This window comes from Acinetobacter sp. ME22, from assembly GCF_022012315.1.
Classification (GTDB): Bacteria; Pseudomonadota; Gammaproteobacteria; order Pseudomonadales; family Moraxellaceae; genus Acinetobacter; species Acinetobacter brisouii_A.
Map to the genome: position 1 here is coordinate 99,635 of NZ_JAKLTL010000003.1, position 18,265 is coordinate 117,899.

The following is an 18,265-nucleotide window of genomic DNA, read 5'->3' on the forward strand; positions in this document are numbered from 1 at the left end:
TCATTTCAATGACGCAAATAGCACAATCAAAAATGGTGCGATCAACGTCAAAATAAATCCACTAAACAAAGCCAACTGAACATCTTGACTTCGACAGTTTTGCTTAATAAATGGCAAAGTTGAATCCATAGCCGTTGCACCACAGACACCGATCACACTTCGCGGCAAACTACGCCCGCATAAAAACAGCAATAAAATCCCGTAAAACTCACGGATCAGATCAGTGAGCAAGGCAAAGCTGCCCATTTCCTTACCTAACAAATTTGCCACCAAAGAACCTGACAAACTAAACCAGCCAAAACCACTTGCAACCGTTAATAATGCAGTAAAGGAGTGCGGTAACAACCAGTGGGCAATATACGCTGCGATAAAAATCGCGATCAGCATGGCACAAGGCACCCAAATCTGCTGTCTAGTTAAACGCGATAAACGAACCGTTGATAAATCAATGCCGATCAAGACAATTAAAATCAGCAACAAAGCATGTGAGAATTGGGCAGCATGCAAATCATGTGGCAAAACCCAATAACTCAACATGCCTAACCCGACCATCAGCATCGCCATACAACATTCCTGCAAAGGCTTGAGCAAGTCACGAAAATCACGCGTTGAATGTTCAACTCCATGCTCTTGAACAGGTCGGGCAAGCAACAATAAAAAACTGCTGACCGATAAAATACTGCCGTAAATAAAGCTTTCACGTAAGACTTTCCACCCCACATTGGGCTGAAATAACACATCTGCGAACTGATAACCGATTACCATGAGCAAAGCCCAGACCAAATAACCAATGCTGCCAATCGCCAATGTTTTGATCGGTACAGTCACTACCCGACCCAATAGCCACCCACCGAGCAAGGCAAGCAAGATGGGGACAATAGAACTCAATAAAAGTGTAGCCATATTCGATTAAATGATTAAAAACGCAGTATATCATGCACTTTTTTTAGCCTTTTGTTCAAAAAAACTTAAAAATTACATTCAGGTATTGTTAAAACCACCTTTCATTTTTCACATTTAGCAAAAACTGGGCGGCTATTGCACATTTAATGGTTTTCTCTAAAATAACCCGCTTCATTTTTTGTATTTCTCATTTCCCATGCAGTCATCTCACTCTCCGAATGATGCATCGCATCAGGGCAATTCTGCGCCACTTAAACGCGCTATGAGTACTCGACACCTCGTTATGCTGTCATTAGGCGGTGCCATTGGCACAGGTCTATTTCTAGGGTCGGGTGAAGTCATTGCACAAACGGGGCCTGTAGGTGCCATTGTTTCTTATTTTCTCGGTGGCTTAATCGCCTATATGGTGATGCTGTGCTTAGGCGAACTGGCCGTACATATGCCTGTTTCAGGTTCTTTTGGTGAATATGCCAACAAGTACATTGGGCCAGCTACAGGCTATATGATTACTTGGCTGTACTGGCTCACATGGACAGCCACGCTAGGCACCGAATTTACGGCTGCTGCACTGCTCATGCAGGAATGGTTCCCGCATATTTCCATGTGGATTTGGACTGTTATTTTTGCAGCGATTGTTTTTATCTTAAATATTAGTTCGACTCGTATGTTTGCTGAGTCTGAATTTTGGCTGGCTTTAGTCAAAGTGGTCACGGTCATTAGCTTTATCTTGCTCGGGCTTTTGGCAATTTTTGGCGTGATTTCTTATCATGGTGAAACCCACGCACCATTGTTCAACAACCTGCTAGCTCAAGGCTGGTTCCCGAAAGGCTTAATGCCTATTTTTGCAACCATGCTGATTGTGAATTTCGCCTTTTCAGGTACAGAGCTGATTGGTGTTGCGGCGGGTGAAACTGAAGACCCTGCTCGAAATGTCCCTAAAGCAATCAATGCAGCCATCTGGCGTCTGTTGATTTTCTTTGTGGGTACCATTGTGGTGATCTGTGCATTGTTACCTTACCAACAAGCAGGATTGAGTTCCGACCACATCAGTAACAGTCCTTTCGTGACCGTATTCAGTTATATGGGAATTCCCTATGCTGAAGATATTATTCGCTTTGTGATTATTACGGCACTGTTGTCTGCGGCAAACTCAGGTTTATATGCTGCATCTCGTATGATGTGGTCATTGTCAGTTAAACGCCAATTACCTGCCATTTTCTCTAAACTCACCAAACACGGCACCCCAATTACCGCAATTATTGTCACCATGTTTGGCGCACTTCCTGGCTTACTCTCTGAACAATTCGCGCCAGAAACTATTTTCAAAAACTTGTTGGGTGTTGCAGCATTTACAATGGTGATAGTTTGGACAGCAATTTGTGTGTGCCAGTTCAATTTCCGTCGTCAGTGGTATAAAACTGGACACAGCATTGCAGACTTACGTTTTGCTGCACCATTGTTCCCAATGACACCCATTCTAGGTTTTGTGTTCTGTGTGATTACCTGTATTAGTATGACGCAAGACAGCTCAATGCTACCTGGCTTCTATAGTTGCTTGATTTTTATTGCTTTGTGCTATATCAGTCATTACTTTTTATATCGAGATAAAGACTGATTAACAGGACAACTATGTTTTATAAGAAAAGTGTAGCAATGCTACACTTTTTTTATTTTGTTTTTATAATCAAATAGAATTATTTATAAAATGAATTGATACCTATCGATGAAAATCATTTTTATTCATGGCATTAAACAACAGATTTTTGATGCAAATTCCTTTCAGGAATATTGGCTCAATGTCTTTAATACTGGTATGCATAAAATTGAGGCACAAGTCGATGTTGATCAACTTGATCTTGCCTTTCCTTTTTATGGTGATATTTTAAATGAGTTCAATCACCGTAAAGCCATCAACCTCGAAACCTTACGTCCGAACTGGTCATTCTTGGCCAAGTTACCACGTATTCGCCAACAACGAAGTGATGCACTTAAACAGGCACTCGCAGAAATTCCTTTACTTCCTCATGATGCTCAGCATCAACCTTATTCAATGAAAAACCGCTTTTTTGTGCTCTCACAGCTCGCTAAAGACCGCATGCTCAAAGAAATGGTGATGCTCCTCAATCATTTTCCAGACCTTCATGAATCACTCATCCAAAAGTTTCTGTGTGAGGTCTATCTGTACTGGTATAACCCAGATTTTAAACAGCAAGTCCATGAGCGGATTTTATCTTGCTTTGAACCTCATCAACGGCATATTGTGATTGCACATTCTTTAGGAACAGTCGTGGCTTATAACCTACTGCATGAGTTATCAAACCAATATGAGATTAAACGCTTTATCACCTTGGCATCACCCTTACCTTTCAACGTTATGCAGCGACACCTTGCTCATCCTCTGCAAAAACCCAAAGTTCTGAGTGGCGACTGGCATAATTTTTATTCACAAGAAGATTACCTCACAACTTTTCCAATGCTACCACCTGTTTTTGATTTTCACCCACAAATCAACAATAAACTGATTACCACCTTCGCTGACAAACCACATGAAATTATTGGTTATTTACAACACCCGATGGTGATTCGACGAGTATTGGAATTAATTTATGATATGCCTCAATTTCAAGCGCGTGCTTGATTGGCAGACACATGTTTAAAACTTAAATTCAGAATTTTGTTGAAAAAACATACGTAAAATCAGAAAAATAGCGAACTTTGATGATTTAACATTCATTCATAACTATTTTTCATAAAAAATATTTGACATACTTTTAGATTCACCCTATTATACGCCCACCTTCTGATGTGTCCCTATCGTCTAGAGGCCTAGGACATCGCCCTTTCACGGCGGTAACCGGGGTTCGAATCCCCGTAGGGACGCCACTTAATATCAGAATACTCTAGAAGTCCCTATCGTCTAGAGGCCTAGGACATCGCCCTTTCACGGCGGTAACCGGGGTTCGAATCCCCGTAGGGACGCCACATTCAAAAAAGCCCAGTATTTATTACTGGGCTTTTTTATTTGCATTCAATTAATCAATGTTTATGATCATGTGATTTCGGATAATAGCGTTTAATAAAGGCATCAGCACTTAATTCAGTTGTTGATCTTCTAGAAAATATTTCAACACCATGCTCTGGTTGATCACCTAAGAGACAGTGAACATACCACAACCCCATACATTCAAAAGCAAAATTAGCTTGATCGTCAGGCTCGCAATAAGTAACTGCTTCAGCTTCTGCCAAATCTATTGCATGATCAAAACTTTCAGCCTGAAATAAAACAATCCTTTCTTCGATTTGACATGTACGACCATCCTCTTTGAAATACCAACGAAATAGCCCTTTTACTGCATACCAGTCTTTTTCCATATTTTTTTATTCCTGATCAGTGAAACATAATTGTACTTTTAATACTCACTCGCCTGAATCAATTGCCGCGTATATTCAGTTTGTGGTTGTAAAAATAATTGTTCAGTCGGCTGTAATTCCACCACTTTTGCATGATGCAGTACAAGTACTTGCTGACACAACGCCCGAACCACTTGTAAATCATGACTAATAAACACATAACTCATCTGTAACTTTTGCTGCAAATCACGCAATAGTTTCACAATGGCTTTTTGTGTGGTGCGATCCAGTGCTGACGTAGGTTCATCTAAAATTAATAATTTCGGCTGTAAGACCAATGTGCGTGCCAAAGCCACACGCTGACGCTGACCTCCAGAAAGCTGATGCGGATAACGTAATTTAAAACTGACAGGTAACTCGACTTGCTGTAATGCCTGTTCAATCCGCTGCTGCATGTCTATTTCAGACATATTTAACACACTCAGACCTTCAGCAATCAGTTGTTCAACATTCATGCGCGGATTTAAGCTGCTATACGGATCTTGAAACACCATTTGAAAATTACGGCGTAATGGACGCAACAAGCTTTCATTGCAACGATTCAGGTCTTGCCCCAACAGTACAATTTCCCCATCACTTGCAACCAAACGTGCAATTGCCAGTGCCAACGAGGTTTTACCTGAACCACTCTCGCCCACAATCCCGATTGACTCACCTTCTGCCAAAGACAAATCTAAAGGTTCAACTGCAACTACATAATCTTTGATTCGATTCAATAAACCTTGCTTAATAGGAAAACGTACGCCTAACTGTTTTAATTCCAGTAGAAGTGAACTGTTTGGCGCTGGCAAAGCCTGACCAAAATCATGATCCAGTAATTCTCGGGTATATGCAGTCTGTGGGAATTCAAAAATTTGCTGTACCGAACCTGTTTCCTCAATCCTACCTTGATTCAGCACCACAATATTATCGGCATAACGACGCACTAAGCCCAAATCATGGCTGATTAAAATCATCGCCATTTGACATTTGCTTTGGAGCTGTTTCAGTAGTTGCAACACTTGTGCCTGCAATAAAACATCAAGTGCTGTGGTCGGCTCATCGGCAATTAAAATTTCAGGCTCCAAAGCCAGTGCCATCGCAATCATCACCCGTTGCCTTTGCCCACCTGAAAGTTCATGTGGATAGCGTTTGAGTTTTTGCTCAGGCTCAGGCATGCCGACATCGACCAGTAATTCAATCACGCGTTGCCGAACTTGCTGTTTAGACAAACCCTGTAACAGCAGACTTTCACCAATTAATTTTTCAACCCGATGCAAAGGGTTCAAAGCAGTCATCGGTTCCTGAAAAATCATGGCCACTTGATGTCCACGCAGCGCACGCAATTGTATCGGTGACATCTGCAAAACATTTTGCCCATGCAACTGAATCTGTCCTGTCACCCGCAAATGATGCGGCAACAAGCCCAAAATCGCCAAGCTGCTGATCGATTTTCCTGAACCACTTTCACCCACCAAGGCAACCGTCTGTCCTGCATGCAAGGTTAAATGAAAATCTTGCAACAACGGTTGTTGCTGAGAATTTGCAATCGACAGGTGTTCAATCTGAAGAATTGGAGATTTAGTTGCGTCTTGGGTCAAATGCATCACGCGCTGCCTCTCCAATATAAATCAGTAACGATAAAACCAGTGCCAGACTGACAAAACCTGAAAGCGCAAGCCACGGTGCATTCAAATTATTTTTCCCCTGTAGCAATAACTCTCCAAGGGATGCTGCATCGGGCGGTAAGCCATAACCTAAAAAATCCAATGCAGTCAGTGCGGTAATATTCGCAGTCAACATAAATGGAAGCTGTGACAAACTTGAACTGAGAGCATTAGGCAAAATGTGCCGTAGAATAATTCGACCATCTCGCACACCCAAAGCACGCGCAGCACGAACATAATCGAGATGTCGCGCACGTAAAAATTCAGCCCGCACCAAGCCCACCAAGGTTGGCCAGCCAAAAATTAGCATGATCAAGAATAACCAGTACACATTCGGGGTAAACATACTCACCAAGATCATCACCATGAACAGCATCGGCAAGCCACCCCAGACTTCTAAAATGCGCTGTCCAAACAAATCCACCCAGCCACCGTAATAGCCTTGAATCGCTCCGACCAAAATACCAATCAACGCAGAAAAGAACGTCAATGCAAACCCAAACAGCAAAGACACCCGCAGACCATAGAGCACTCGGGCAAATACATCACGCCCCTGATCATCGGTTCCCAACCAGTTTTCTGTAGTCGGTGGTGACGGCACAGGCACAGCCAATTCCAAGTTCGGCGTTTGATAGGAATAATGCACAATCGGCCAGATTTGCCAGCCCTGTGCATCAATCATGTGCTGGACAGCTGGATCGCGATAATCCGCTTCGGTTTCAAATACCCCACCGAAGGTGGTTTCAGGGTAGCTTTTGATCACAGGAAAATAAAAATGCTGCTGATAACGCACCAACAGCGGTTTATCATTGGCAATCAGCTCGACTGCACTAGATAAAACAAAAATAATCAGAAAGACAATCAGACAAAAAAAGCCGAGTCGATTTTGTTTAAAGCGTTGAATGCCTTGTTGCAACATCGGTGACATGATTACATCCCCCGAGCATCAAAATTAATTCGAGGATCAATTACCTGATACAGCACATCACTAATCAAACGCAGCACCAAACCGAGCAAGGTAAATAAAAATAAGGTTCCAAAAATCACAGGATAATCACGCTGGCTAATTGCTTCAAAACCCAACAGACCAATGCCATCCAGATTAAAAATAATTTCGATAAAAAAGTTCCCGACAAAAAACATACCAACCAAAGCTTCAGGCAAACCTGCAATCACAATTAACATCGCATTACGAAAAATATGCCCGTACAGCACCCGATTTTCACTCAGCCCCTTGGCTTGTGCTGCCAAAACGTATTGTTTCCCCATTTCTTCCATAAAGGAATATTTGGTGAGATAGGTCAGACTAGCGAAACCGCCAAGCACCATGGTCAACAGCGGTAAAGCCATATGCCAGAAATAATCGCGAATTTTGCCAAGAAAGCTCAGTTGGGCAAAGTTATCGGAGACCAAGCCCTGTAGTGGGAACCATTGCCAATAGCTACCGCCTGCAAAAAACACAATCAGTAAAATCGCAAAGACAAAGGTCGGTACAGCATAACCAACAGCCAGCAGCAATGATGTGGTTTTATCAAACAGCATGCCATGGCGTTTGGCTTTTTGAATCCCCAAGGGAATCGAAATCAGATAAATCAGCAAGGTACTCCATAACCCTAAAGAGACTGTGACAGGCATACGCTCCCACAACAGCGTCGTCACTGGTTTATCTTTAAAGAAACTCGTTCCAAAATCAAAACTGACATAACCTTTGAGCATTTTAAAGAAACGGATATAAGCAGGCTGATCAAAACCATATTGTGCCTTAATCTGCTCCACCATTTCAGGACTTAGACCGCGTGCTCCTTGATAATGGGTATCGGCATTGGCAAGCGTTTCTGCACCAGCGACCGTTTTATTGACCCCCTGAAAACTTTCAGCTTGTTGAATCGCTTGCTCAACAGGCCCACCCGGGGCAATCTGAATCACCACAAAATTGATCAGCAAAATACACAACAGCGTCGGAATAATCAGTAATAGCCGCTTTAAAATATACGTGCCCATCTGCACTCCTCGTTGTTTTAGTGCTGACGCAAATAGCTGGTGATCTTTTGGGTTTGCTTCGGATCAGCCCACCAATAATCAATTCCCGCAGAGAGTTGTGGCTTAACGCTTGGCTGGCGATACATATTCCAGTAGGCGTACCAGTTTTCACCTTTACCATAGGTCAAAATCTGATAATAACCTGCGCACAACAAGCGATCGAGTACATGCGTATACAGCACCAATTGCGGACGATTAGGCGCTTGTACCAAATGTTGAATCGTTGCATCAATCGCAGGATTTTGAATACCTGAATAATTATAATTCCCGACCTGATCGGCTGCGGCACTGCCCCACATTTGGAATTGTTCATTGCCTGGCGTCAGACCTTGCGGAATACCGCCTGTGGTCAGGTCATAGTCATAACGGCGCATCCGCTCCAAATACTGTGGCACATCCACCTGACGAATACTCACGCTAATGCCTAATTTTTTGAGATTTCTCACAAAGGGCATTAAAGTACGTTGTAAACCATCCTGATGAATCAGAAACTCAAGACGAATCGGTCGACCTTTTAAATCCAATAATTGCTGATTTTGAAAGCGATAGCCTGCCTTGAGGAGCAATTGTCGCGCTATCAGTAAATTATTACGGTTAAAACCACTGGCATCTGAAACTGAATATTTCCAGTTTGTCAGCACACCTTGACGCATGACAGGATCAAGCTTAGGCAACCACGGTTTTAAAATAGCCAGTTCTGCCGCGCTTGGTCGCCCTGTCGCGGCCAGTTCACTGTTGGCAAAATAACTTTGTAAGCGTTGATATTGCCCATAAAACAAGGCTTTATTTTGCCATTCAAAATCATACGCATAAGTGAGAGCCTGACGAAAGCGAATGTCATTGAGCGGTGTACGTCGCGTATTGAACATGAAACTTTGTGCCGTAATCGGGTTATGGTGCTGAAAACGGTATTTCACCACCAAACCTTCTTTGAAAGCAGGAAAGTTATATTGTGTCACCCATTTACGCGCTGTAAATTCCTCATGTAAGGTATATTGACCTGACTTAAAGCCTTCAAAAGCAATATCCAAATTACGATAGTAAATGTATTTGAGTTGATTAAAGTTATAGCGTCCACGATTCACCGCTAAGTCTTTGGCCCAGTAATTGGGATTGCGCTGATAGGTAATACTTCTCCCCGGATCAATCCGAGCAATGGTATAAGGCCCTGACCCTAAAATTGGATCTAAACTGACTCGGGTAAAGTCTTTATGCTTCCAGTCCATTTGTGAATAAATCGGTAGACTTGCTAAAATTGAAGGCATTTCAGGGTTATTTTTAGATTTAAAGGTACACTTCACCTGATATTTGGATAGCACTTGTGTTTTTTCCAAATCTGCCAAATACATTTGCAAACCGGGATTAGATTTGGTCTGGAAGGTGTCAAAACTGTATTTAACATCTTGAGCAGTGACAGGCTGACCATTGCTAAAGCGAGCTTTTGGATTGAGCTGAAAAATCACAAACTGGGTATGCTTAGGGTCAAAGGTCACTTTTTCAGCCAAAAGCGGATACATCACCCCAGGTTCATCCAGTGAACTCGACATAAGACTATCAAACAGATAGTTCACACCATCGGTTTCACTGCCCTTACCATTCATGCTGTTTAAATTATCAAATGTGCCATTGCTTGGACGAATCAGATAACCGCCTTTGGGTGCATTCGGATTGGCATAAGGCATATTGGACGCATGGCTATATAAGGGCTGTGTCCGAATAGCAATATAATTTGTCGTCTGTACTTGAGCCTGCAAGTTTGAACTCAATAAAAGTAACAGACTTCCCCAATAGGCAAATTTCACGCAATTTCAACCTTTATTTTAATAACAACATCACGATTTTAATCATACGCATAAAAAATCCCTCAACTGAGGGATTTTTTCAAAAATGCTTTATGAATTTGGCACTTTTAAAGTTGTACCTAAACGCAGCGAAGCATTTGGTTCTAGGTCGTTCATTTGTGCCAGTTGCTTCACATCCATATTGTATTTATTGGCAATACGAATCAGTGAATCACCCGATTTCACTTTATACGTTGTCGTCAACTTAGGAACGACAATCGTTTGACCACGACGCAAGCCTGCTTTTGCATTCATATCATTCATGTCAGCCAAATCTTTCGTGCTTAAACCATAACGACTGGCAATGGCATTCAAAGACTCACCTGATTTTACTGCATAACTTTCAGTATTGCTCGAATGGCTTGATTTGGTTTTGAGCGTATCCGCACTCGCTGCTTTACTCTCTACTTTTTTAGGAAGATCACCAGTTAACTGGAGTTGCTGTCCTGCATGCACTTTACCATCACTTAAATTATTTAAATCGCTTAAATAACTCATTTGTAAATGATATTTTTTAGCAATACTGGCTAAGGTATCCCCTTTTTTCACCGTATAGCGACTTGGCGTATTCTGGCTATCTTCCGATTTATCTGCAATATCACCAACTAGACGCAGCTTTTGCCCTGCACGGAGTTTACTTGTACTGGATAAATCATTGAGTTCTGCCAAATATCGGCTTTGCAAATTAAACTTTTTCGCAATACTGGCAACACTATCACCCGCTTTTGCAATATAGCTGTCTGGTGTCGTAGCAACTACGGGCTGCTCATCATCACTTAAATTGATCCGTTGTCCAGGATGAATACTTAGCGCTTTACCTAAATTGTTGATTTCAATTAAACGATCTTGTGAAATATTATATTTCACAGAAAGAGAAGCAATCGATTCACCACGTTTAACAACATGATATTCAGGAGTTTTCGTGCTCACTGTAGGTGTAACTGTGACTGCCTTGATTGAACCCACAGGAACCTTTAAAACCTGACCAACAAAAATTGGAGCATCCAATTTAATTTGATTCAGCTCAGCCAAATCACTCACCGACATTTTGGCTTTCGTTGCAATAATACCGAGTGTTTCACCACTTTGTACTTTATAACTATCTGTTTTTACAGCTTTACTATCTGTGGTTACTGTTGGTTGGTCAATTTCAGATGTAGCCATCTCATGCAAAGGAACATTAATCTTTTGTCCAGCCATCAATGCACTACTGCTATTCAAATTTGGCGTTAAATCTGCCAGTTCTTGCACTGATAAACCATAGCGATCTGCAATCACCTTGAGATATTCACCACGCTTCACACTATAAACTTTTGTTTTAACTTTCGTAGCTTTATTACGTGAAGCTGTTGTATCAACTGTTTTCTTTTCTACTGGCTGCTTAAGAATTAATTTCTGACCCACCATTAAATTACCCGATACAGACAGGTTATTCCAATCCGCTAAATCTTTCAGGCTAATATCAAACTGATCAGCAATTGCAGATAAACTGTCATTGGCTTTTACGATATAAGTATCAGGGTGCGTTGTTTTCGCTGTTGTATTTGTGGTTGGTTGTGGTGGTTTTGCATCATATAAATATAATACTGTCCCAACAAATAATGGTGCTTCTGGGTCAATTTGGTTCCATTTGGCAATATCTCGCCAAGATACCCCATTTTTCATGGCAATGATTGCTAAGGTATCGCCCGCAACGACCTTATAGTTACTTTTCTTACCTGTTGGTGCAACCACGACAACATCTGTGTCCGTCTTAACAACATTTTTGCCTTGATTACGTTTCGCATCATCTGAATCAGGAGACACTGTATCTACAACCTGTTTCGGATAAGCAAAGCTCTTACTGACTTCCTTACCTTGCTTTTCTGCAACCGATAAACTGGTCTGAATAGCCGTCAGTTTAATTTTACCATCGTAAGGATCGACAATTTCGGTACCTGCAGGCGCAATCGCCTTGATTTCATCAACTACTTGCTGTTTTTCATTATTGTTTGCTTCTGGCTGTAACACTTTAGCAACTGTTTGACTCTTTTGGTCTTCAGCCTTAATTTCTGCCTGAATCTGTGCTTTTTCTTGTGTTGAAATCGGTGGTTCTGTCGAAATTGGCGTTTTGACATTACTTGCTGTTGTGACTGCCACAGGAATACGTGGCGCACTTGGAACATCGGCATTGCTTGCAAAGATTGCAAGATCACCTGCATTTTGTGGAGTTTGTTTACGTTGAAAGTTCGCAGCAGTGGTGGTCGGTTGGCGCGTTGTCACTGAAGCCATATTCCGACTCGGTTGACTAATTGCTGCAGCACTGTCAATGGTCTGAATAACAGGCGGTGCTGAATGAACAGGCGTTAAAACCTGATCATTATTCACAGGTTTAGTCGTCGTATTACTGGCCCAGAAACCACCTGAACCTGTGCTTGATTTTAATGCCAATAAGCGCTTATCCACCACAGGGCTAATATCAGATGGAATCAAAATACGTCCAGGACTTGCAGGATCAATGGCATCTCCTCGATATCCTGGATTGAGCGCGTACAGTTCAGCTCGAGTTAAACCGACTGTATTGGCAATATCACTCAAAGATACACCCGATGCCACCTGCACTTCTCTAAAGTGAGGACGGTTAGCAATCGGTGGTAAATTGACACCATAGGCACGTGGATTTTTGACAATTTGTGCCACAGCCAAGAAACGAGGAACATAGTTCATGGTTTCTTGTGGCAACTTCAATGACCAATAATCCGTTGGCAAACCCAGTGCCTGATTGCGGTTAATTGCCTGTTGTACACGACCTGGTCCCGCATTATAGGCAGCCAGTGCCAACTCCCAAGAACCAAATTGATTATATAAGCTTCCTAAAAACTCATAAGCCGCACGAGTCGACTCAACCACATCACGACGCGCATCATAGGTGCCGCTTTGCTGTAAACCGTAAATACGTCCTGTACTTGGAATAAACTGCCATAAACCTGCGGCAGATGCGGAACTGGTCGCAGCAGGGTCATACGAGCTTTCAATCACAGGTAACAATGCCAGCTCTGTTGGCATACCACGGCGCTCAGCCTCTTTAACCGTATGATATAAATAACGACTGGCACGCGCACTCATGCGATCTAAGTAAGGCTGACGTGATACAAACCAATTCCTCTGCGCCTCAATTCTTGGATCCCAATGGCTTTCATCCATTTTGAAACCCACAGTCATACGTTTCCAGACATCACCATGTTTTAAGACTTGTAGGCGATCTCCTTCCACTGCGCTCATATCTGTTGCCGAAAGTAAATCTTCTAAGGAATCTAAAGAATCAGCATCGAGATAGTCAGAACCGACTTGTTTGGATTTGCTTGGCTGTGTTGTTGTGGTGGCAGAGCTACATCCTGTACTCAATGCGATTGCTGCAAATGTAGAACTTAAAAGAGAAAGTTTAAAAAATTGCGGTGCAGAAAGTTGCCACAATGCTGTGGTAGGTTTAAACATATACGGTTCCAAACAAAATCGCGAGACTTGCAATATTCACATTGCCATTTTATGTAAGCATGTTGATCGCACAAGGCTTTATGCTACGCTGATCTTCATATAAATGTTACAAGAAATTAAAAAATGTTCAGTCATTACTGAATCCAACTATTTTGCGGGTTAGAATACTGTACTTTTGCACTTTACTGAGTTTGGGTTTTGTATCATGTCACACACAATCACACTTTACGTCGACGGCGCCTGCCGTGGTAATCCCGGTTTAGGTGGTTGGGGGGCATATATTCTCACAGAAAATGCCAAACACGAACTTTGTGGCGGAGAACCCAACACCACCAATAATCGCATGGAGCTGACTGCTGCCATTGAAGGGATTTTATTTTGCCCACACACAGCCAAGCTGATTATTTGGACTGACTCCAACTATGTCAAACAAGGCATTACCGAATGGATTCATGGCTGGAAAAAGAAAGACTGGAAAGGGGTCAAAAATCCAGATTTATGGCAAAAGCTGGATCAAGTTTGCCAAGGTCGTGAAATTGAGTGGAACTGGATTAAAGGACATGCTGGACATGCTGGCAATGAAAAAGCAGATCAATTGGCCAATCGTGGTGCAGATCAAACACAGGCGCAACTTAAAAATCCTCCTATGCAAGATATAAAAAAGCCCCAAGCAGAGAGCAGTGACTGGCTGCTCGATGACCCCTTCGGTTTAGATTTCGATGCAGATGATGAACAGACAGATAGCTTTGAGAACATAGAAAGTGAATCTGAAAAGCCAGAGCCAAATTCTGCGCCTTCTTCAATACATCCACAGATTAAAATTACGCCTGCTACACTTGAACAGCATGGACAACGTCAGTTTATTCTCGATACAGAAACCACTGGTTTTTATTATCAGGACGGCGATCGAATCATTGAAGTTGGTGCGATTGAGATGATCAATCGTAAACTGACAGGCAGTTCAATTCATATTTATATCAACCCTGAAAAACCTGTGGGTGATTCGGTTCAAGTCCACGGTATCACCGATGAATTTTTAACAGATAAGCCGAAATATGCCGAAATTGCACAAGTGCTGTTTGACTATCTCAAAGGTGGGGAAATTATTGCACATAATGCAAGCTTCGATATGAACTTCCTCAATATGGAATTTCAACGTGTTGGACTCGGTGCTTTATCTGATGTCTGTAGCGTCATCGACACCCTTGCTCTGGCAAAAAGTAAACACCCTGGTCAAAAAAATTCTTTAGATGCCTTAGTGCGACGTTATGAAATCCCTGCACGAGACCGTACTTTCCACGGTGCATTACTTGATGCCGAGATTTTATCAGATGTTTATTTAGCCATGACAGGTGGGCAAGTCAGTTTTGACATGGATGCCCTATCACAAAATGATCAACAAAATGAGACCTCTATTCGTCGGGTACAATTTGATGTTACGCTTCCTGTGATTTTACCTTCCGCGGAAGAAAATGAAGCACATGAGAACTGGGTCAAACAATATCAGGAAAAAAATGGGGAACCCTGTTTGTTTGCCAAATAAATTACAGTTTTCATGAAGGGAAGCTCTTTCACCGCCACTGATTTTAGTTATATTATTGTAAATAGCATCAGTGGCTTAAATTCTCACTGCGACAAGACACAGCATAATTAAAGGACAGGTGCAGATTTATGTCTTACCAAACCTCGATTCATTTTGATCCAACCGCGTTATTAATTATAAAAAATGAGGTCGACAATTCAATTAAACTTGTTGAGTCTGCGGTCGCAACATTGGTTGAAGAGCAGCAACTCCCGTTTGGAATTGATGATGCGTTGTTACAGCTTGAACAATGTTCACAAATCTTATTGTTGATCGATCAGCCTGATATTGCCAAAATTGCTCAATATAGTGCTGAACTCATGCGCAAAATCATGAGCAATCCACAACAGATTATTACCAGTGATATTCAGCATCTCAGCGAAGGGATTACCACATTAAAGTGTTATATCGAATTTAGCTGCGTAAAAGAACTGAATATTCCTCAATTTCTGCTACAAAGTCTCAATCAACTTGAAATCTCACTCAATAAACCATTGACGCGTGAAGGTAACCAAGTTCAGCGTATCCTCAATAGTGTTTATCCTCAATTGAGTTTACCTTTAGAAAGCGCTTTGGAAAAAAGCGAGCAAATTCACCGTTTATATAAAAACTGCTTATTCAAGTTATTAACCAATAAAGCACATAAACTTGATTTCGAAGGCTTTAAATTGGTTGGTACCTATGTTTCAGGAATTGCCCAGCAAACCCAAAGTGAACAGTACTGGAATTTAGTCCGTATTGTCCTCAGTCATTTAAATAGTAGCTTGATCACTGAACCGCGCCTGCGCATTCTGATTAATCTAGAAACCCAAATGGCACAATTTTTAAAACAGCCTCTTGGTTTCAGCTCATCACTCGAAGATGTTTCTGATATTTTATCGTTATGTATTACTCAAGATAACCATCACTCAGACTATTTACGTCAACAACTCAATGTTGGTGATGAAATTTTGTCTGATTCAGAGCTCTATCTCTATCGTAAACAGCTCTTTGGCCCAGATCAGGAAACCATTCATACCGTTTGTGATTTATTAAGCGATGACATTACGATCTTGCGTAAAGATATCGAATTTAATTACACGACTTTTACTGAAGAACGTACCTCAGAAATCAAGCAGCAATTGGTCAATGTCTGCCATACACTGACTGTTTTGAACCAATCTGATATTAGCCAGCAACTTGCTGATCAGCTCAAACTGCTCAAGACCGCTCAAGATTTCCAAAATGAGCAGTTTACTCAGGCACTCATGAATAGTTTATTGACAGCATTAAATGACTTAGGTTTACTGATTCGTCAATACCGTTCAAATCTGCTGCAATATCCAGTCAACAATGCCAATATTGCACTTGATCGCCTCGATAATGCCTACAAAGTCTTGGTACATGAACTTAAAGCTTTGGTTGATCTTTCAAGTCAAAGCATGATTGCTTATGCGCAGTCCCATGAAAATACATTGCTTGAAAATCTTGCGAGCCAATTTAGAGAAATTGCAGGCGCAGTTTTATTCTTATTGCAGTATGATCCTCTTTATCAGGCATTTATCAATTGTGCTGAGTTTATTGAAGAACAGGTTGAAGCAAATAAAGCGCTCGAAACCACAGAGATTCAACGTATTTTGGATGTCTGTGCCAGTGCGGATATGTTGATTGAAACATTACATCAACACCATCCAATCATGTATCGTATGTTTGATGTTGCCTTTCATAGTAGCCAAAAATTAAAAAGTGTAGCCTAATGTCAAAATTATCACTTGCATATATCTTTCAAAACCAACAGTTGTTAGTCGACCAAAATCTACAGCTTCCAAAAGTTGAGAAATTGGCAAGTGATTTAATATTTCGCTCGGGTGATCAAGTGATTGCCCGAGATTTAAAAGAAGATGAGACGATTCCTGAAGGTTTACAACTTATTCCAATTCGTCAGTTGATTACCCAGTGGTCAACACATGAATTTGAACAGGCAAGCCGTGCCATGCAACTGCTTGAATGGCGCAGAAACCATCGTTTCTGTAGCCACTGTGGCGAAAAAACCCATGCGCATGTGACTGAATACTGTATGGTCTGCCCTGCTTGTGGTTATCATCAATACCCACGTATTCAACCTTGTGTCATCACTATTATTACCAAAGGCACTGACCAGCTTCTACTCGCGAAATCAGTTCGCCAAAAGACCATGTACGGTTTAATTGCAGGTTTTGTTGAGGTCGGTGAGACCTTAGAGCAAGCTGTTGCCCGCGAGACTTTGGAAGAAGTGGGCGTAACTGTCAAAAATGTCCGTTACTTATCGAGTCAGCCTTGGCCATTTCCAAGTAACCTCATGTTGGCCTTTCATGCCGAATATGACAGTGGCGAAATTCAACTCCAAGAAGAAGAAATTCAGGATGCTCAATTTTTCCATTTTGAGCAGCTTCCTGAAATTCCACATGAAGGCAGTATTGCTCACCGTATGATTATGCATATTACCCAAGGGCAAGCACTTTAATTAGTTTGGTGGGAAGAGTTGGTCAAGTTGCTTTAAGATCACCGCTTTGGTTTGAAAATAGCGACTAAACCAACTCGATACCGTTGCAACAATACTAATATGTCCTGTTTTAGGAATCACAAATACTTCACTATGATTGCCGACTTCATTTAAACGGCGATGCATATCATAAGTATTATAATCACCTACCAAATTATCTGCGGCAGCAAGTAATAAAATGTGTCGAACCTGATTGGCTTCAACAAAATAGTATGGCATTACCTCTTGATAAGGGACTTGGATATTAAAGGCAGGTTCTGCATACTGATCACCTTTATAATCAAAATGATATGGCCCTGCTATTCCAACAACAGCACGAATCCCTGATCGACAAGCCAAATCATAAGGTTGTGGTGAATACAACGCAGACATCACATTAAAGCTACCTGCCGAATGCCCCATCAACACGATATTTTGAGTGGAAATGCGTAAACCAACTTGATGCTGATGCAGATAATTGAGTGCCAAGATCAAATCATCAATATAACTTGGAAAAATGTATTCAGGCGCGAGATGATAATTTAAGATCACCACATCAAAGCCTTCTTTAGTAAAGCTTTCTGCCAAAAAAACATAATCTTCTTTACTGCCATGCGCCCAAGAACCACCATGCACAAAAACCACGAGGGGGCGACTTGATCGCGGAGATTTACTCCGATAAACATCCAAGCGCTGGCGCGCTTTTAACCCATACGCCACATGGGAATTCAATTCAAAACTTTTACGTGATGTGCAACGATTCAGCGTTTGACTGGCAATATCATAAAAACGAAAATCAGCCAGTTTTTGCTTACTCTGGCTGATTATTCGTTGCAATATTTCATGGGGTTGAGTATTACGAAACATA

At 41.6% G+C, this 18,265-nt stretch carries 13 protein-coding genes and 2 tRNA genes; 7 read left to right on the forward strand and 8 right to left on the reverse strand.

Features of this window, described 5'->3' with window-relative positions; translation table 11 throughout:
* The gene (locus LVY74_RS05470; RefSeq protein ID WP_237814185.1) at positions 1-903 is read right to left on the reverse strand and encodes a lysine exporter LysO family protein; all 903 of its coding nucleotides are present in this window, start codon (positions 901-903) and stop codon (positions 1-3) included.
* A gap of 196 nt (positions 904-1,099) precedes the next feature.
* Between LVY74_RS05470 and LVY74_RS05475 the strand changes: the two genes are divergently transcribed.
* The 4 genes from LVY74_RS05475 to LVY74_RS05490 all read left to right on the forward strand — a co-directional run bounded on the left by LVY74_RS05475 (position 1,100) and on the right by LVY74_RS05490 (position 3,885).
* Positions 1,100-2,518, forward strand: coding sequence for an amino acid permease (locus LVY74_RS05475; protein ID WP_237814186.1), 1,419 nt, complete (start codon positions 1,100-1,102; stop codon positions 2,516-2,518).
* Between the two features lie 108 nt (positions 2,519-2,626).
* On the forward strand, positions 2,627-3,541 hold the full coding sequence (locus LVY74_RS05480; RefSeq protein WP_237814187.1) for a hypothetical protein: 915 nt from the start codon (positions 2,627-2,629) through the stop codon (positions 3,539-3,541).
* A gap of 169 nt (positions 3,542-3,710) precedes the next feature.
* Positions 3,711-3,786 (forward strand) — tRNA-Glu (locus LVY74_RS05485).
* A 23-nt stretch (positions 3,787-3,809) separates the two neighbouring features.
* Positions 3,810-3,885: transfer RNA gene (locus LVY74_RS05490), tRNA-Glu, on the forward strand.
* Positions 3,886-3,939: 54 nt separating this feature from the next.
* On the opposite strand, the gene LVY74_RS05495 is transcribed toward LVY74_RS05490, so the two are convergent.
* The 6 genes from LVY74_RS05495 to LVY74_RS05520 form a co-directional block, all read right to left on the reverse strand.
* Complete coding sequence (locus LVY74_RS05495) at positions 3,940-4,275, reverse strand: DUF4288 domain-containing protein (protein WP_237814188.1); 336 nt, start codon at positions 4,273-4,275, stop codon at positions 3,940-3,942.
* Positions 4,276-4,313: 38 nt separating this feature from the next.
* A complete protein-coding gene (locus tag LVY74_RS05500) occupies positions 4,314-5,900 on the reverse strand; it encodes an ABC transporter ATP-binding protein (RefSeq protein ID WP_237814479.1) in 1,587 nt (528 codons plus the stop codon).
* Positions 5,875-6,888 carry an ABC transporter permease gene (locus LVY74_RS05505; protein WP_111892916.1) on the reverse strand — a complete coding sequence of 338 codons (1,014 nt, stop codon included), beginning with the start codon at positions 6,886-6,888 and terminating at the stop codon, positions 5,875-5,877. Before LVY74_RS05505 ends, LVY74_RS05500 begins: the two co-directional genes overlap by 26 nt.
* Positions 6,889-6,890: 2 nt before the next feature.
* Entirely contained in the window at positions 6,891-7,961 is a 1,071-nt protein-coding gene (gene yejB, locus LVY74_RS05510) for a microcin C ABC transporter permease YejB (protein ID WP_237814189.1), read from the reverse strand.
* A 17-nt stretch (positions 7,962-7,978) separates the two neighbouring features.
* Positions 7,979-9,802 carry an extracellular solute-binding protein gene (locus LVY74_RS05515; RefSeq protein WP_237814190.1) on the reverse strand — a complete coding sequence of 608 codons (1,824 nt, stop codon included), beginning with the start codon at positions 9,800-9,802 and terminating at the stop codon, positions 7,979-7,981.
* Positions 9,803-9,892: 90 nt separating this feature from the next.
* A complete protein-coding gene (locus tag LVY74_RS05520; protein ID WP_237814191.1) occupies positions 9,893-13,315 on the reverse strand; it encodes a LysM peptidoglycan-binding domain-containing protein in 3,423 nt (1,140 codons plus the stop codon).
* A gap of 205 nt (positions 13,316-13,520) precedes the next feature.
* On the opposite strand from LVY74_RS05520, the gene dnaQ reads away from it, so the two are divergent.
* From dnaQ to nudC, 3 genes are all read left to right on the forward strand, one after another.
* Positions 13,521-14,858, forward strand: a complete 1,338-nt coding sequence (gene dnaQ, locus LVY74_RS05525) for a DNA polymerase III subunit epsilon (protein ID WP_237814192.1) — start codon at positions 13,521-13,523, stop codon at positions 14,856-14,858.
* Positions 14,859-14,986: 128 nt separating this feature from the next.
* On the forward strand, positions 14,987-16,633 hold the full coding sequence (locus LVY74_RS05530) for a chemotaxis protein (RefSeq protein WP_237814193.1): 1,647 nt from the start codon (positions 14,987-14,989) through the stop codon (positions 16,631-16,633).
* Positions 16,633-17,379, forward strand: coding sequence for an NAD(+) diphosphatase (nudC, locus tag LVY74_RS05535; protein ID WP_237814194.1), 747 nt, complete (start codon positions 16,633-16,635; stop codon positions 17,377-17,379). The genes LVY74_RS05530 and nudC overlap by 1 nt, the downstream gene beginning before the upstream one ends.
* On the opposite strand, the gene LVY74_RS05540 is transcribed toward nudC, so the two are convergent.
* A complete protein-coding gene (locus LVY74_RS05540; RefSeq protein WP_237814195.1) occupies positions 17,380-18,264 on the reverse strand; it encodes an alpha/beta hydrolase in 885 nt (294 codons plus the stop codon).
* Position 18,265 lies beyond the last annotated feature (1 nt).

Excerpts from the sequence above, each read along its gene's own strand:
- LVY74_RS05470 (WP_237814185.1), bottom strand. The coding sequence starts at position 903 with ATGGCTACACTTTTATTGAGTTCTATTGTCCCCATCTTGCTTGCCTTG.
- LVY74_RS05475 (WP_237814186.1), top strand. The coding sequence starts at position 1,100 with ATGCAGTCATCTCACTCTCCGAATGATGCATCGCATCAGGGCAATTCT.
- LVY74_RS05480 (WP_237814187.1), top strand. The coding sequence starts at position 2,627 with ATGAAAATCATTTTTATTCATGGCATTAAACAACAGATTTTTGATGCA.
- LVY74_RS05495 (WP_237814188.1), bottom strand. The coding sequence starts at position 4,275 with ATGGAAAAAGACTGGTATGCAGTAAAAGGGCTATTTCGTTGGTATTTC.
- LVY74_RS05500 (WP_237814479.1), bottom strand. The coding sequence starts at position 5,900 with ATGCATTTGACCCAAGACGCAACTAAATCTCCAATTCTTCAGATTGAA.
- LVY74_RS05505 (WP_111892916.1), bottom strand. The coding sequence starts at position 6,888 with ATGTCACCGATGTTGCAACAAGGCATTCAACGCTTTAAACAAAATCGA.
- yejB (WP_237814189.1), bottom strand. The coding sequence starts at position 7,961 with ATGGGCACGTATATTTTAAAGCGGCTATTACTGATTATTCCGACGCTG.
- LVY74_RS05520 (WP_237814191.1), bottom strand. The coding sequence starts at position 13,315 with ATGTTTAAACCTACCACAGCATTGTGGCAACTTTCTGCACCGCAATTT.
- dnaQ (WP_237814192.1), top strand. The coding sequence starts at position 13,521 with ATGTCACACACAATCACACTTTACGTCGACGGCGCCTGCCGTGGTAAT.
- LVY74_RS05530 (WP_237814193.1), top strand. The coding sequence starts at position 14,987 with ATGTCTTACCAAACCTCGATTCATTTTGATCCAACCGCGTTATTAATT.
- nudC (WP_237814194.1), top strand. The coding sequence starts at position 16,633 with ATGTCAAAATTATCACTTGCATATATCTTTCAAAACCAACAGTTGTTA.
- LVY74_RS05540 (WP_237814195.1), bottom strand. The coding sequence starts at position 18,264 with ATGTTTCGTAATACTCAACCCCATGAAATATTGCAACGAATAATCAGC.